General features: G+C 60.4%; 15 protein-coding genes. 6 read left to right on the top strand and 9 right to left on the bottom strand.

Features of this window, described 5'->3' with window-relative positions; genetic code table 11:
- Positions 1-118: 118 nt before the first annotated feature.
- Positions 119-1,117 carry a bile acid:sodium symporter family protein gene (locus tag DW195_RS05720; RefSeq protein WP_118206111.1) on the top strand — a complete coding sequence of 333 codons (999 nt, stop codon included), beginning with the start codon at positions 119-121 and terminating at the stop codon, positions 1,115-1,117.
- A 69-nt stretch (positions 1,118-1,186) separates the two neighbouring features.
- On the opposite strand, the gene DW195_RS05725 is transcribed toward DW195_RS05720, so the two are convergent.
- The 3 genes from DW195_RS05725 to DW195_RS05735 form a co-directional block, all read right to left on the bottom strand.
- The gene (locus DW195_RS05725) at positions 1,187-1,864 is read right to left on the bottom strand and encodes a copper homeostasis protein CutC (protein WP_118206112.1); all 678 of its coding nucleotides are present in this window, start codon (positions 1,862-1,864) and stop codon (positions 1,187-1,189) included.
- A 271-nt stretch (positions 1,865-2,135) separates the two neighbouring features.
- The gene (locus tag DW195_RS05730; RefSeq protein WP_199576317.1) at positions 2,136-2,417 is read right to left on the bottom strand and encodes a hypothetical protein; all 282 of its coding nucleotides are present in this window, start codon (positions 2,415-2,417) and stop codon (positions 2,136-2,138) included.
- A complete protein-coding gene (locus DW195_RS05735) occupies positions 2,410-2,715 on the bottom strand; it encodes a BrnT family toxin (protein ID WP_118206113.1) in 306 nt (101 codons plus the stop codon). Before DW195_RS05735 ends, DW195_RS05730 begins: the two co-directional genes overlap by 8 nt.
- 174 nt (positions 2,716-2,889) lie before the next feature.
- On the opposite strand from DW195_RS05735, the gene DW195_RS05740 reads away from it, so the two are divergent.
- The 3 genes from DW195_RS05740 to DW195_RS05750 are packed head-to-tail and all read left to right on the top strand — an operon-like array spanning position 2,890 to position 4,110.
- The gene (locus tag DW195_RS05740; RefSeq protein WP_199569939.1) at positions 2,890-3,210 is read left to right on the top strand and encodes a PadR family transcriptional regulator; all 321 of its coding nucleotides are present in this window, start codon (positions 2,890-2,892) and stop codon (positions 3,208-3,210) included.
- A complete protein-coding gene (locus DW195_RS05745; RefSeq protein WP_118206114.1) occupies positions 3,197-3,832 on the top strand; it encodes a DUF1700 domain-containing protein in 636 nt (211 codons plus the stop codon). Before DW195_RS05740 ends, DW195_RS05745 begins: the two co-directional genes overlap by 14 nt.
- 14 nt (positions 3,833-3,846) lie before the next feature.
- Complete coding sequence (locus DW195_RS05750) at positions 3,847-4,110, top strand: hypothetical protein (protein WP_118206115.1); 264 nt, start codon at positions 3,847-3,849, stop codon at positions 4,108-4,110.
- Between the two features lie 325 nt (positions 4,111-4,435).
- Here the strand turns inward: DW195_RS05750 and DW195_RS05755 are convergent, their stop codons facing one another.
- From DW195_RS05755 to DW195_RS05780, 6 genes are all read right to left on the bottom strand, one after another.
- Positions 4,436-5,137 carry an ABC transporter ATP-binding protein gene (locus tag DW195_RS05755; RefSeq protein WP_035137222.1) on the bottom strand — a complete coding sequence of 234 codons (702 nt, stop codon included), beginning with the start codon at positions 5,135-5,137 and terminating at the stop codon, positions 4,436-4,438.
- Between the two features lie 12 nt (positions 5,138-5,149).
- Entirely contained in the window at positions 5,150-6,010 is an 861-nt protein-coding gene (locus DW195_RS05760; RefSeq protein ID WP_118206116.1) for an ABC transporter ATP-binding protein, read from the bottom strand.
- Positions 6,000-7,079 (bottom strand): branched-chain amino acid ABC transporter permease, encoded by a 1,080-nt coding sequence (locus DW195_RS05765; protein ID WP_118206117.1) that lies wholly within the window; start codon positions 7,077-7,079, stop codon positions 6,000-6,002. The genes DW195_RS05760 and DW195_RS05765 overlap by 11 nt, the downstream gene beginning before the upstream one ends.
- 9 nt (positions 7,080-7,088) lie before the next feature.
- A complete protein-coding gene (locus DW195_RS05770; RefSeq protein ID WP_118206118.1) occupies positions 7,089-7,970 on the bottom strand; it encodes a branched-chain amino acid ABC transporter permease in 882 nt (293 codons plus the stop codon).
- Between the two features lie 139 nt (positions 7,971-8,109).
- Positions 8,110-9,297 carry an ABC transporter substrate-binding protein gene (locus tag DW195_RS05775; RefSeq protein WP_118206119.1) on the bottom strand — a complete coding sequence of 396 codons (1,188 nt, stop codon included), beginning with the start codon at positions 9,295-9,297 and terminating at the stop codon, positions 8,110-8,112.
- Between the two features lie 271 nt (positions 9,298-9,568).
- Positions 9,569-10,735: an ABC transporter substrate-binding protein gene (locus tag DW195_RS05780; RefSeq protein ID WP_118206120.1), complete on the bottom strand. Its 1,167-nt coding sequence runs from the start codon at positions 10,733-10,735 to the stop codon at positions 9,569-9,571.
- Positions 10,736-10,987: 252 nt separating this feature from the next.
- Between DW195_RS05780 and DW195_RS05785 the strand changes: the two genes are divergently transcribed.
- Both DW195_RS05785 and DW195_RS05790 read left to right on the top strand, forming a co-directional pair.
- Complete coding sequence (locus tag DW195_RS05785; RefSeq protein ID WP_118206121.1) at positions 10,988-12,331, top strand: homoserine dehydrogenase; 1,344 nt, start codon at positions 10,988-10,990, stop codon at positions 12,329-12,331.
- Between the two features lie 222 nt (positions 12,332-12,553).
- Positions 12,554-13,303: an SDR family NAD(P)-dependent oxidoreductase gene (locus tag DW195_RS05790; RefSeq protein ID WP_118206122.1), complete on the top strand. Its 750-nt coding sequence runs from the start codon at positions 12,554-12,556 to the stop codon at positions 13,301-13,303.
- Positions 13,304-13,461 lie beyond the last annotated feature (158 nt).

Below are 13,461 nucleotides of genomic sequence, written 5' to 3' on the forward strand. Positions count from 1 at the left end.
GTAAACGATGCCGGTAATAGCCTCGAAATATTCGAGCGTTTCTGACGCACGGACGCATGCGAGCGTCTAGCATATCCATTCAAAACGGATTCACGAGCAAAGGGAGTCGCAAGCGCATATGAAGCAATGGATTGGACTGGGCAAGTTTCTCGCGGGGCACATGCAGATCATCGTCCCAATCTGCGTGGCGCTCGGCGTGCTCTTTCCCCAGCAGATCGGCGTTCTCAAGCCCATCGTTCCCGCCTTGTTTGCCTTTATGACATTTCAAGGCGCGCTGAGCAACACCTTTCACCAGGTGGCTGAGGTGTTCCATCGTCCGCTGCACCTGGTCTTGGCGTTGCTCGTCTCGGCGGTGCTTATCCCTATCGCAGCCTATGCCATGGGGTCGTTATTCTTTGGCTCCAATCCCAACCTGGTCTGCGGCATCGTGCTCGAGTACAGCGTACCCGTGGCAGTCACTGCCTTTATGTGGATCAGCATGTTCGGCGGCAACGGCCCGCTCGCGCTCACCATCATCCTGACGTCCTCGGTCATCTCACCTGTGACGATTCCTCTCACGCTCAAGCTCCTGCTGGGCGCCACCGTCTCGATCGACGTGCCGAGCATGATGCAGAATATGGCCTTTATGATCGCCATACCCGCCGTGCTCGGTATCGTCATGAACGAACTCACGCGCGGCTGGGGCCACGAGAAACTCTCCCCCGCGCTCTCGCCCGCCTGCAAGTTCATGATGATGGGCGTTATCGCCTCCAACTCCACCGCCATGAGCGAGTACGTGCTGCACATGAATGTTGAGCGCTTGGAAGTCGCTCTCTTTATCCTGGTGTTCGCCATCAGCGGCTTTATCGTCGGCGTCTTGATCGCCCGTGCGCTGCATCTGCCGTATAGCGAGACGACCACCATGTGCTTTACCTGCGGCATGCGCAATATCTCTTCGGGCGCCGTCATCGCCACGCAGTACTTTCCGGGCGAAGTCGTGTTCCCCGTCATGTGCGGAACATTGTTTCAGCAGATGCTGGCCTCGCTTATCGGGCATCTTTTTGAGCGTCTGACCGGCGAGGAGCGCGCCGCCCAGCGCAAGCGGGTCGAGGCCGGTCGCGACGCCATGACACGCTAGCTTGACCGCGTTGTTCGCGCACCGCCTTGTCACCCCAGCATCTTAGGATGAACGCGCGAGCTATGTGGACTACGCCTCTAACGGCACGATCTTGGTGCCATGCAGCTCGAAGACGCCAAGCGCTGCCGCTACGGCGTCTCGGTTGGCCGTGGTAATGCCGCCGCCGGGAAGGATGGTCACACGGCCGGTCGCATACTCGACAAGACGCGACAGGTGCTCCAGGTTGTCCTCAATCGGCGTGCCGGCCGCACCACCGTGCGTCAGGATGCGCGCAACGCCGCACTCGACAAGCGTGTCGATGGCATCGAGCTGAGCCTCGGTCGCAAGCTGGTCAAATGCCATATGGAAGGTAATGTCGACAGGCTCGCGCTTGCACTCCTCGACTGCACATCCCGCAGCCATTACAAGAGCGCCGAGTGTGAGCTCGTCGAGTGCCCATCCGCCAGCACAAGGCTTGCAGCAGCCAAAGACCAGACCATCGACGCCGGCACTCACCGCAAGTCCCAGGTCCATCTCCATCATGCGCAGCTCGTCTTGGTTGTAGCAAAAGTCGCCGCCGCGCGGACGAATCATGCACATCACGCGCGCATCGCGCTCGTGAGCGTAATTGACCGTAGCGCTGATAACGCCGGCGGAAGGCGTGGTACCGCCAACGGCAAGGTTGTCGCACAGCTCAATGCGACCCGCCCCGGCCTTGATGGCCGCCGGCACCCGCTCAAAGTTCTCGGCACAAAACTCATACAGCATATTTAGCCTCCCGGAAAGCACTTCCATTTCCACACGGCATTGTCGCACGTTACATAGCAACCCGCACGATGGAGCAAAACCTTGACAAGGAGTCTCCCCAAGTGTCGGCACATAAGGAACGCCCCAAGTACCGACAAAAGACGAGAGTGGATAATCTCCCACTTTGAGCCCGCAAACAGGCCAAAAACGGCAGATTATCCACTCTCACTTTGGGATGGTCGTTTACATACGTCCATCGCAGTCGAAATTGTCAGCCCGGACCCGTCTCGAGCTACGATTGGGGCGCGCCCGGAACGGGCACGTGACAAAGGGACTGTCCCTTTGTCACAAACGCAAGGTGCTTCTTCTGCACGCGGCACTCCGTCAGGTACATGTTGATGATGACCTGATAGGGGACGCCCGTGCGGGCAGCCTCCGCCTTGAAATAGTCGATGTTCTCGCCGTCGATGTTCATGGTGACGCGGCGGCGCACCTTCCCGATGTAGGGGTTCGGGATACTATCGGAGAAGTCGACCTCGGCGGGCATCTCCACAATCTCGTCCTTGCTATTCATTTCGATACCTCCAATACTCCCGTTCCTCTGTCCTCGTCGATTTTCTCGCTGAGATTATCCTGATGGTCGAGCCGCCACGCCTCTCGCAGTGGCAGACCGTCAGCACCCGCGATTCCAAGTCCATCCCTATCAGGAAGAACCTCTCCTCGTAGTCCGAGTGCTTGCCGTTCGGCACGACGCGGGCATATGGGTCGGAGAACGCGTCGGCTGCCGCCTCGAAGCTCACACCGTGCTTCTCGGCGTTGATGGCAGCCTTGCACTCATCCCACTCGAAGTCTATGTACCCGTTCTCAATCATATTGATATTAGAAATACACGATGCATATATGTGAAGCTCTACTCCCTAGGCGATGGAAGGGCTGAGTACCGCGCGACCAGACAGACCGGACTCCCTATACGACAACTGTTGACATCATATACTATGTGTCATATAGTAGGTGTAACACAGTATACTACGAAAGGAGGTGTGCGGATGGAGGCACAGATGAAGCGCGGCTTCCTAGAGGCCTGCGTGCTCGCGGCCGTCTCCGGCAAGGAATCCTACGGCTATCAGATCGTGAAGGACGTGCCCGTGAGCATGGGGCTCACGGAGTCCACGCTCTATCCGTTGCTCAAGCGCCTGGAGAAGGCGGGGTGTATCACGGCGCGCTCCGCCGAGCACAACGGGCGGCTGCGAAAGTACTACCGCATCACGGACGCCGGGCATGAGCGTATCGCCGAGTTCCTCGCCGAATGGCCATCCGTGCAGGAGATCTACCGTTACGTGAAGGGAGCGCACCATGACGCGCGATGAGTTCTTGAACCGGCTGGGCGAGCTTCTGGCCTGCCTGCCGGCAGATCAGGTAAAGGAAACGCAGGAGTTCTACGCGGAGGCCATCGCCGACCGTATGGAGGACGGCATGACGGAGGCCGAGGCCGTGGCCGCCATGGGCACGCCCGGTGAGGTCGCCGAGGCAACGCTCGACGAACTGCCCGCCGTGCCGCGCGCAATTGCGAGGACCAAGCGCAAGAGCACGGCGCTTCTATGGGCGCTCGCCATCGTGGGCTCTCCGGTATGGATTCCGCTGCTGCTCGCGTTCGTCGCCGTTGCCGCTGCAGTCTACATCTGCATTTGGGTTCTTGCGCTCTGCGTGTGGATCGTGGCCGCGGCATTCGGGGGCGCGGGCGTGGTGTTGGTGCTCCTGTTCGCCGTGGACGGCATCATTATCGGGCATGTTCCGTACGTTTTAACCTCGATGGGAATGGGATTCGCTTCCATCGGTGTGGCGCTCCTCGCGGGAGCCGGCGCCTGGATGGCGTCCAAGCAGATCGCGCGCCTCTCTGCCCTTTGGGCGAAGAAAGCCGTTTCGCCCTTCTGGAAAGATCGAGGCAGTAAGAGCCGCAGGGGCGCTGAAGCGGCGCCGCTCACGGCATAGGAAGGAGTGCAAACATGTCCAGCGTAAAAAAGATTTACCTTGCCGTAGCGGGTGGGCTTGTTGCCACGGGGCTCGTCCTGGCTGCTATCGGATTTGTGGCCTCCGGCTTTAACCTCGCTGTGTTCAACACACAGATCGACCTGCGCGATGACACCATCCTTCTGGGTGGTGTTGAAATAGACGACCCGACAGGGCTTCCACTCATCGAGCAGCTTGCCGAGGTCGGCGAGATCCATATTGGATCTGCAACGGCTGGTTCGTCTTCTCCTCGCAAATGATCGAGCTCGTAGCAGCCATCCCCCTTCGGGCACACCACGACGGGCGTGAGCACGCCGCGCTCGGAGCCTTTTGACCTAGTCGTTGGGGACGTTCTTAAACGACTAGTCATTCAAGAACGTCCCCAGCGACTACCCCAAATGCCAGAACCAAAGCAGCGCCGCAAGCAGAGGACGGACAGCGAGCGGGCACCAGAGCGAACAAATTGGCATGAAAAGAGGACGGCATAGACCTTCTGGTCATGCCGTCCTCTTTGAATGACTAGTTGTCGCTCTGGTGCCCGCGCAGCGTCGGCCGGTCCGCCGTTCGGTAGAACGGCGGAACCTCCTAGCCACCGAGATAGGCTTTGCGGACGTTATCGTCGTGCAGGAGCTCTTGGCCCGTGCCGGTCATGGTGATCTTGCCGGTCTCGAGCACGTAGCCGCGCGTGGCGATCGAGAGCGCCATCTGCGCGTTTTGCTCGACCAGGAGCACCGTGGTGCCGGCCTTGTGCAGGTCCTCGACAATCTGGAAGATCTGCTCAATCAGAATCGGCGCCAGGCCCATGGAAGGCTCGTCGAGCATGAGCAGCTTGGGGTTGCTCATAAGGGCGCGGCCCATAACGAGCATCTGCTGCTCGCCGCCCGAAAGGGTGCCGGCGACTTGGCGACGGCGCTCCTTCAGGCGCGGGAACTGCTCGTAGACGCGCTCAAGGCCCGGAGCAACCGTGGACTTGGGCTGCGTGTAGGCGCCCATCTCCAGGTTCTCCTCGACCGTCATCTGCAAAAAGGCGCGACGGCCCTCGGGCACCTGGGCCAGGCCCTTACCAACCAGCTTATCGGCGGGCGTATGAGTAATGTCCTCGCCCATAAACTTGATGGAGCCGGTCTTGGAGCGCAGCAGGCCCGAGACGGTCTTGAGCGTTGTGGACTTGCCGGCACCGTTCGCACCGATCAGAGCCACGATCTCGCCCTCGTTGACGTTAAAGGAGATGTCCTTGATGGCGTGGATGGCGCCGTACCAGACGTTGATGTTGTAGACGGAAAGCATCGGCTCTGCCATTTAGTTCTCCCCCTTATCCTGCTTGCCCAGATATGCCTCGATAACGGCGTCGTTGTTCTGGATTTCCTCTGCCGTGCCCTTGGCGATGACCTTACCAAAGTTGAGCACGCAGATGCCCTCGCAGATGTTCATAACGAGCGACATATCATGCTCGATAAGCATGATGGCAATGCCAAAGGTGTCGCGAATCTTAACGATGTTCGCCATGAGCTCCGCGGTCTCGGACGGATTCATGCCGGCGGCAGGCTCGTCAAGCAGCAGTAGCTTGGGGTTGGTGGCAAGCGCGCGGACAATCTCCAGACGACGCTGGGCGCCATAAGGCAGTGAGCCGGCCTGCTCATTTGCCAGGTGCTCCATATCAAAGATAGACAGCAGCTCCATGGCGCGCTCATGGGCGGCTTTCTCATGCTTCCAATACGTCGGCAGGCGCAGCACGCCCTCAAAGCCAGAGTAACGCTCCTGGTTGTGCAGGCCGACCTTAACGTTGTCCTCCACCGTCATGGTGTTGAACAGGCGAATGTTCTGGAAGGTACGGGCAATACCCATGCGGTTGACCTGGTAGACCGACTTGCCCGAGGTGTCCTCACCGTCGAGCAGGATGGTGCCGTGCGTGGGCTGGTACACCTTGGTGAGCAGGTTGAAGACCGTGGTCTTACCGGCACCATTGGGGCCAATCAGGCCGGCGATCTCGGTCTTGCCGATAGTCAGGCTAAAGTCGTCGACTGCCTTAAGGCCACCGAACTCGATGCCCAGGTGAATGCACTCGAGTGCCGGGCGCTCGCCCAGGTCGCGATCGGGAACGATGGCGCCAGAAGGATACGGGACCATCTTGCCCTTGTTGAACTCAAACTTACTGGGCATCGGCTGCCACCTCCTTCTTAGGAGCAAAGCGGTCCTTAATGCGTGCGAAGAACACCTTAAGCTGCGGATTGTTGGTAAAGATCATGACCAGGATCAGCACGATGGCGTAGATGAGCATGCGGTAGTCCGAGAACTGACGGAGCAGCTCGGGAAGCACCGTGAGCAGCGCCGCCGCGATAACGGAGCCGCGCATGTTGCCCAGACCGCCCAGGACCACGAACACCAGGATGAGGATCGACGTGTTGAAGTCGAACTTGGTGGCGGAGAGCTGCGAGAAGTTACCGCCGAAGAGGGCTCCGGCAGCACCGGCGAGGGCTGCAGAGACCACGAAGGCGATCATGCGGTACCGGGTGACGGAGATGCCCACGGACTCGGCAGCGATCTTGTTGTCGCGCACGGCCATAATGGCACGGCCGGTACGGCTGCGAACCAGGTTGAGCACGATCACGAGTGCGACCATAACCAGGATGGCACCGGCGAGGAAGGTCGAGTACGTCGACACGCCCGAGGCGCCCTGGGCGCCCTTGATGATGGCGGTGCCGTCCTCGAGCAGATGCAGGTCGTCGATCGTGGAGTTGCCCGTGATGTTAAAGATCACGTGCAGGCCGCGCGAGTCGACACCCACGATAAGGCAAGTGACGATCTCTTTGATGATCTCGCCAAAGGCCAGCGTCACGATAGCCAGGTAATCGCCGCTCAGTCGAAGGACCGGGATGCCGATCAAGAAGCCCAGGATGGCGGCAGCGATGGCGCCGACCACGATGCTGATGATAAGGCGCACCGGATCGGAGGGAACGGCGCTCTCGAGGGCGACCGCGGTGACGATGCCCGTGTAGGCGCCGACACTCATAAAGCCCGCATGGCCCAGCGACAGGTCGCCCGCGATGCCGACGACGAGGTTAAGGGAGATGGCCATGACGATATAGGCCGTGATGGGGACCAGCTGACCGGCGATCATACGCGGGATCATGTGGTTAGACTGCATAAAGAACACGATGGCGAACGCCACAACGCACAGGGCGTACGTGACAAAGTCGTGACGCGTCTGCTTGTCCTTAAGAAACTTCATAACGCTCACCTACACCTTCTCGGGGACGTACTTGCCCAAGAGGCCGGCAGGCTTGACGAGCAGGACGATGATCAAAACACCAAAGACGATAGAGTTGGCAAGGCTCGTGGAAATGTAAGCCTGCGCCATCGCCTCGATGATGCCGATGAGAATGCCGCCGACAAAGGCACCGGGAATGGAGCCGATGCCGCCGAAAACGGCGGCATCGAAGGCCTTGATGCCAGGCATGGCGCCCGTCGTGGGCTGCAGCACCGGCGAGTAGGAGCACAGCAGCACACCGGCGATGGCGGCGAGCGCCGAGCCGATGGCGAACGTCATCGAGATGGTGCGGTTGACATTGATGCCCATGAGCTGAGCGGCGGCCTTGTCCTCGGACACGGCACGCATGGCCTTACCCATCTTGGTCTTGCCCGTAAAGAACACCAAACCGGCCATGATAACCAGACAGGCGACGATGGTGACAAGCGAGACGGCGCTCACGTTGAACTTGGCCAAGAACTCCGGCACCGGAAAGGCGACGAGCGAAGTGAAGTTCTTGGGTGTGGCGCCCCACAGAAGCTGTGCGGCATTCTGCAGGAAGTACGACACACCGATGGCCGTGATCAGAACGGCCAGCGGGCCTGCTTGGCGCAGCGGCCTATAGGCCAGGCCCTCAATGAGAACACCGAGAACCGTGCAGACCACGCAGGAGAGAATTACAGATGCCCAGCCCGGAAGGCCGAGATACGACGTGGCGCAGAACGAAACATAGGCACCGACCATGATGACGTCGCCGTGAGCGAAGTTCAGCATCTTGGCGATACCGTAGACCATGGTGTAGCCCAACGCGATGATGGCGTAGACGCTGCCCATGGACAGGCCGTTGACCAGGTATTGGATAAAGACCGTCATGTTCCACATCCCCCTTTCGAATAGGTTTCCTGTTGATGTATGAAACAGGGACGTTACACTGTCCCTAGATACCAAGCAAGCAGGGAAGGCCAAAACCTCCCCTGCTTGGGATCAAAACCGCTCTATGTAAGGCGGCCAATTAGGCCTGTACGTACTTGCCATCGGTGATGACGTACGCCGTGGGGTCCTTCTGGACCTGGCCCTTATCGTTCCAGGTGAGCTTGCCGGTCAGACCGTCAACGGTAATCTTGAGCATAGCCTTGGGCAGCTTCTCGGCGACCTCGGTCGGGTCGGCGTCGACACCAAGACCGGCCTCCTTGAGGGCCTCGGCCACCGCGTGCACGCCGTCGTAGGCGTCGGCGGCAAACTGGTCGGGGGTATCGCCGTACTTATCCTTGTAAGCGTTGACGAAGTCGGCGTTCTTCTCGTCGTCGGCGGAGAACGGGGTCATGAGCAGCAGACCCTCGGCAAGAGAGGTGTCGAAGCCCTCAACGCCCAGGATGCCGTCCATGCCGTCGCAGCCCATCATCTTGACGTCGTAGCCCATGTCCTTGGCGTTTTTGAGCAGGACGGACGCCGGCGTGTAGTAGATCGGCGCAAAGATCATGGTGGCGCCAGCCTGCTTGGCCTTGGTCAGCTGGTTGGTAAAGCTCGTGGCGGAGTCGTCCTTAAAGGTCTCCTCGTCAACAATCTCGAGCTTGGACTCAGCGGCCTGGGCCTTAAAGGAATCCGCGATGCCCGAAGAATAGGCGTCGCCGGAGTTATAGAACAGCACGAACTTCTCGTCCGCATACTTCTGCGCCAGGAACTTGGCAGCGTTGACGCCCTGGTTGGGGTCGGTAAAGCAAACCTGAAAGACGCAGTCCTTGCCCTTGGTAACGTCCTCGGAGGACGCGGACGGGGTGATCATGAACGTCTTGGGGTCGTTACCGCACTCGGCGGCAACGGCAACAGACGCACCCGTGGTGGTCGGGCCGACAAGGGCCTGCATGCCCCAGTCGAGCAGGGTGTTGAAGGCGTTGACGGCCTTCTCGCCATCGGCCTGGTCGTCCTCGGCCTTGCTGGTAAGCGGCAGCTCCTTGGTCGAGAAATCCTTGCAGCCCAGCTCGACACCTTGGGTAACGGACTTGCCGTAGGACGCGTTGGCACCGGTCAGCGGGCCGATGGTGCCGATCTTAAACGAAGCGTCGCTCGAAGCGGAACCGCTGTCGCCGCCGTTGGAGGAGCAGCCAGCTAGAATGGACATCGCCCCCAGACCTGCTGCGCTCGCGATAACGCTCCTGCGATTCATAACAGGGTTCAATGACTTACCGGTGAGGCTCGACATGCGGCTCTCCTCTCAAATCTCGTCGGGTTTCGGTTACCCGACAGGCCATCCTTCGCCGTATTCGGCGTTCGCAAAATAGTAGACGCTTTAGTTGAGAAAAGTGGCGATTATTTCAACTTTTCTTTGGATTTGTTCGTTTATCCATTTTTCTGCGTATTTCTGTCGGTTTATGCAGTTTAGCCACTTTATTGTGTGAAAGTATTGTTTCCGTTCTGTTACAAGCGTCCCTACCCTGATTAAAACAGCCTCACCGGTCGCGTTTTGTGCGCACCTAGGCGGCGATGTACTTGCCGTCCTGAATCACATAGGCCGTAGCGGGCTTTTCGACCTGGCCCTCGTCGTTCCATGTCAGCTCGCCCGTCAGGCCCTCGATCTTGATCTTGCGCATGGCGCGGGCAAGGTCGCCGGCAATATCGGCGCCGTCGGCCGTAATGTCGATGTCTGCCTTATCGATTGCCTCGACAATCGCGTGGACGCAATCGTAGGCATCGGCGGCAAACTGGTTGGGCGTCTCGTCGTAGGCATCCTTATATGCCTTGACGAAGTCGGCGTTCTTCTCATCGTCGGCAGAGAACGGAGTCATGAGCAGCACGCCCTCGGCAAGAGAGGTGTCGAAGCCCTCAACGGAGAGCAGGCCGTCCATGCCATCGGTACCCATGAGCGTCATGTCGTAGCCCATGTCCTTGGCGTTCTTGAGCAGGACGGACGCCGGCGTGTAATAGATCGGGGCAAAGATAAGCGTAGCGCCGGCCTCCTTGGCCTTGGTGAGCTGGTTGGTAAAGCTCGTGGAAGAGTCGTCCTTAAAGGTCTCGGTATCGACGATGTCGAGCTTGGACGCCTTGGCTTGCTCGGCAAAAGCGTCGGCAACGCCCGAGCTATACGTATCGCCGGAGTTGTAGAACAGGGCGATCTTGGCATCCGCATACTTCTCGGCCAAAAACTTGGCAGCGCTGGCGCCCATGGTGGGGTCGGTGAAGCAAACCTGAAAGACCGTGGTCTTGTCCTTGGTAACGTCGAGCGACGAGGCCGAGGGCGTGACCATGAGCATGTCATCGGCAATCTCGCCCGAGACGGCGACGGCGGCACCAGTCGTGACGGGGCCGACGAGCGCCTGCATGCCCCAGTCGCACAGGGTATTGAAGGCGTTGATAGCCTTCTCGCCGTCGGCGACGTCATCCTCGGACTTAAACGAAAGCTTGAGGTCCTTAGTCGAGAAATCCTTGGCGGCGAGCTTGGCACCCTTCTCGGCCGAAACGCCATAGGTTGCCGCGGCACCGGTCAGAGGGCCGATGACACCGATCTTGAAGGTCTTGCCGTCATCGGTGGAGCCGCCGTCCGAGCCACCCGACGAGCAGCCAGCGAGTGCGGCGGTGCTGCCGAGCGCCGCGGCGCCGGCGAGAAAGTTCCTACGGCTGAGCGTGCTGTTGATGTTGAACATGGTGTCCCCCTTTTTTCGCTGGCCGCAGCGCGGCCGTCTTGCGGTACGGGGCAAACCTTATGGCGCAAACGTTGACAGTTTGTTACGGAAGCTCGTTTGTAGCGAGCATGTTTCCAATGTTTCCGCAGCGTTTCGGTGGTGCAGTTTTGTGCGACTCCTGTTGCCTGGCGAGCACGCGCCCTCGGTTCACGCTAGAATGCACTCAACCTTTAAGCGGTTAATCCATCCATAAGATGCACGAAGGAGCTATCTATGAGCGAACCCCTGCGCACCGTGAACGTCGGTCTGATCGGTCTGGGAACCGTCGGCGGCGGCGTGGCCCGTTTGATCAAGAGCCACCACGATGAGTACCTGGCAGCCTACGGCATCGACCTTAAGCTGACCCGCGCCTGCGCGCTTGCTTGGGAGCAGGCCGAGGCGGCAGGCATTGAGCGCGAGGCCTTTACGAGTGACTGGCACGACGTCGTCACCGACCCCGCCGTCGACATCGTCGTCGAGCTGATCGGTGGCGAGCACCCCGCGACCGAGATCTTTACCACTGCCTTTGAGCACGGCAAGCACGTCGTCTCTGCCAACAAGGCCCTGCTGGGCCGTCACGTCGAGACGCTCGCCGAGAAGGCGCGCGCGTGCGGCGTACAGATTAAGTGCGAGGCCAGCTGCGGCGGTGGCATCCCCATTGTCAGCACGCTCGAGCACGACCTGGTGGGCAACAAGATCCTGACCATCGCCGGCATTCTCAACGGTACCACCAACTATATCCTGTCGCGCATGGACGCCGAGGGCGCCGATTACGCCGACGTGCTCGCCGATGCACAGGCCAAGGGCTATGCCGAGGCCGACCCGTCCGCCGACGTCGACGGCTTCGATGCCGCCAGCAAGACGGCGATCCTCGCCTCCATCGGCTTTGGCACCCGCGTGACCACCGACGACGTATACCAGCAGGGCATCCGCACCATCGGCGCCGAGGACATCGCCCAGGCCCGCGAGCTCGGCTACACCATCAAGCTGCTCGGCATCGCCCGCAACACCGACGCCGGCGTCGACGTCCGCGTGCACCCCACGCTGATCCCGGCAGACCATATGCTTGCCAAGGTCAACGGCGCCATGAACGCTGTCTACGTGGTAGGCGACGCCGTGGGCGAGACCATGTTCTACGGTGCCGGCGCAGGCTCCTTCCCCACCGCGAGCGCCGTCGTGGGCGATATCCTGTCGCTCTCCGAGCAGATCAGCCGCGGCGTGGCTCCGCTGCCCGAGATTGAGCCCTATGGCCACAACCTCGCCTTTAAGCCCATGGACGAGCTCCAGACCAAGTACTATGTGCGCCTGAAGGTCGCCGACCGCGTGGGCGCCCTGTCCGAGACGGTCGACATCTTTGCCAAGCACAACATCTCGATCTCGCTCATCAACCAAGTCGAGGACGGCAAGTCGGGCGTCAGCGATGCCTGCTCGGTCATCTTCCTGACGCACCGCGCACTCGAGAAGGACGTCCAGGCTGCCGCCGCCGAGCTTGCCAGCGTCGACTGCGTGGCCGAGGTCGCCAACGTCCTGCGCATCGAGGACGTCGAGGCCTGGTCCGAAGGCGTCATGGCCAACTAATTCGATTTTCGCTCTACGACCTATATGTGTGAGGGGCTCCCGTTCAGCAGTGGACGGGAGCCCCTTTGCTTGCGCGCATGGGGCGTATTGGCGCAATCCACATTTGAACGACTTGGCCGCTCCTGACAGCCGGGGGTACCGTTCGCCGACATGCAGCCGGAGCCGATTTTGGCTGCCGTTATGCTGTGCTGCGTATATCCGCCCGCAAAGAGAGGAAGCACCATGTTGCTCGAAGGCAAGAAAGCAATCATCACCGGCGGCACGCGCGGTATCGGCTATGCCATCGCCTGCCGTTTTATCGAGGAAGGTGCTGCCGTCACCGTCTTTGGCTCGCGCCAGGAGACTGCCGACGCTGCCGTTGAGAAACTGACGACCGCCTATCCCGAGGCCAAGGTTTGGGGCCGCTCCTGCGACCTCACCTCGCTCGAGGCCGTAACCGAGGCCTTTACCCAGGCTGCCGCCGATATGGGCGGCCTGGACACGGTCGTCAACAATGCCGGCATCTCCCAGCGTTCTCCCCTTTTGGACTACACGGCCGAAGAGTTTGCAAAGGTCATGGACCTCAACGTCATCGCCGTCTTTAATGGCCACCAGGCTGCCGCCAAGATCATGACCGAGGCCGGCCACGGCGGCACCATCACCACCACGAGCTCGATGGTCGCCAAGTATGGCCAGCCCTCCGGCGTCGGCTATCCCACGTCCAAGTTCGCCGTCAACGGCATGGTCCAGTCGCTCTCGCGCGAGCTCGCCCCCATGGGCATTCGCGTCAATGCCGTCGCACCCGGCGTGACCAAGACCGACATGGTCGCCAACCTGCCCGAAGAGGTTATTAAGCCCATCATCGCCACCATTCCGCTGGGCCGCATGGGCGAGCCCGAGGATGTCGCCAACGCCTTCGTCTTCCTGGCGAGCGACATGTCCGCCTACGTCACGGGCGCCGTGCTCCCCGTCGACGGAGCCGCCCGCTCCTAAGGAGCCACGAGCTTCGGCCCCTAGCCTCAACATAGCTCAACCAAGAAGGCGCGCTGCCCGCATCAACCGCGGGCAGCGCGCCTTCTTCTGTTTGAAGGGAAACTGCGTCCCGTTTCGCGTCCGTCCTCAAACGGGAATGTCACCTCCGCACCAGCGTC

Origin of the sequence: Collinsella sp. AM17-1, from assembly GCF_003470665.1 — a bacterium.
Lineage (GTDB): Bacteria > Actinomycetota > Coriobacteriia > Coriobacteriales > Coriobacteriaceae > Collinsella.

Excerpts from the sequence above, each read along its gene's own strand:
- DW195_RS05720 (WP_118206111.1), top strand. The coding sequence starts at position 119 with ATGAAGCAATGGATTGGACTGGGCAAGTTTCTCGCGGGGCACATGCAG.
- DW195_RS05725 (WP_118206112.1), bottom strand. The coding sequence starts at position 1,864 with ATGCTGTATGAGTTTTGTGCCGAGAACTTTGAGCGGGTGCCGGCGGCC.
- DW195_RS05730 (WP_199576317.1), bottom strand. The coding sequence starts at position 2,417 with ATGAATAGCAAGGACGAGATTGTGGAGATGCCCGCCGAGGTCGACTTC.
- DW195_RS05735 (WP_118206113.1), bottom strand. The coding sequence starts at position 2,715 with ATGATTGAGAACGGGTACATAGACTTCGAGTGGGATGAGTGCAAGGCT.
- DW195_RS05740 (WP_199569939.1), top strand. The coding sequence starts at position 2,890 with ATGGAGGCACAGATGAAGCGCGGCTTCCTAGAGGCCTGCGTGCTCGCG.
- DW195_RS05745 (WP_118206114.1), top strand. The coding sequence starts at position 3,197 with ATGACGCGCGATGAGTTCTTGAACCGGCTGGGCGAGCTTCTGGCCTGC.
- DW195_RS05750 (WP_118206115.1), top strand. The coding sequence starts at position 3,847 with ATGTCCAGCGTAAAAAAGATTTACCTTGCCGTAGCGGGTGGGCTTGTT.
- DW195_RS05755 (WP_035137222.1), bottom strand. The coding sequence starts at position 5,137 with ATGCTTTCCGTCTACAACATCAACGTCTGGTACGGCGCCATCCACGCC.
- DW195_RS05760 (WP_118206116.1), bottom strand. The coding sequence starts at position 6,010 with ATGCCCAGTAAGTTTGAGTTCAACAAGGGCAAGATGGTCCCGTATCCT.
- DW195_RS05765 (WP_118206117.1), bottom strand. The coding sequence starts at position 7,079 with ATGAAGTTTCTTAAGGACAAGCAGACGCGTCACGACTTTGTCACGTAC.
- DW195_RS05770 (WP_118206118.1), bottom strand. The coding sequence starts at position 7,970 with ATGACGGTCTTTATCCAATACCTGGTCAACGGCCTGTCCATGGGCAGC.
- DW195_RS05775 (WP_118206119.1), bottom strand. The coding sequence starts at position 9,297 with ATGTCGAGCCTCACCGGTAAGTCATTGAACCCTGTTATGAATCGCAGG.
- DW195_RS05780 (WP_118206120.1), bottom strand. The coding sequence starts at position 10,735 with ATGTTCAACATCAACAGCACGCTCAGCCGTAGGAACTTTCTCGCCGGC.
- DW195_RS05785 (WP_118206121.1), top strand. The coding sequence starts at position 10,988 with ATGAGCGAACCCCTGCGCACCGTGAACGTCGGTCTGATCGGTCTGGGA.
- DW195_RS05790 (WP_118206122.1), top strand. The coding sequence starts at position 12,554 with ATGTTGCTCGAAGGCAAGAAAGCAATCATCACCGGCGGCACGCGCGGT.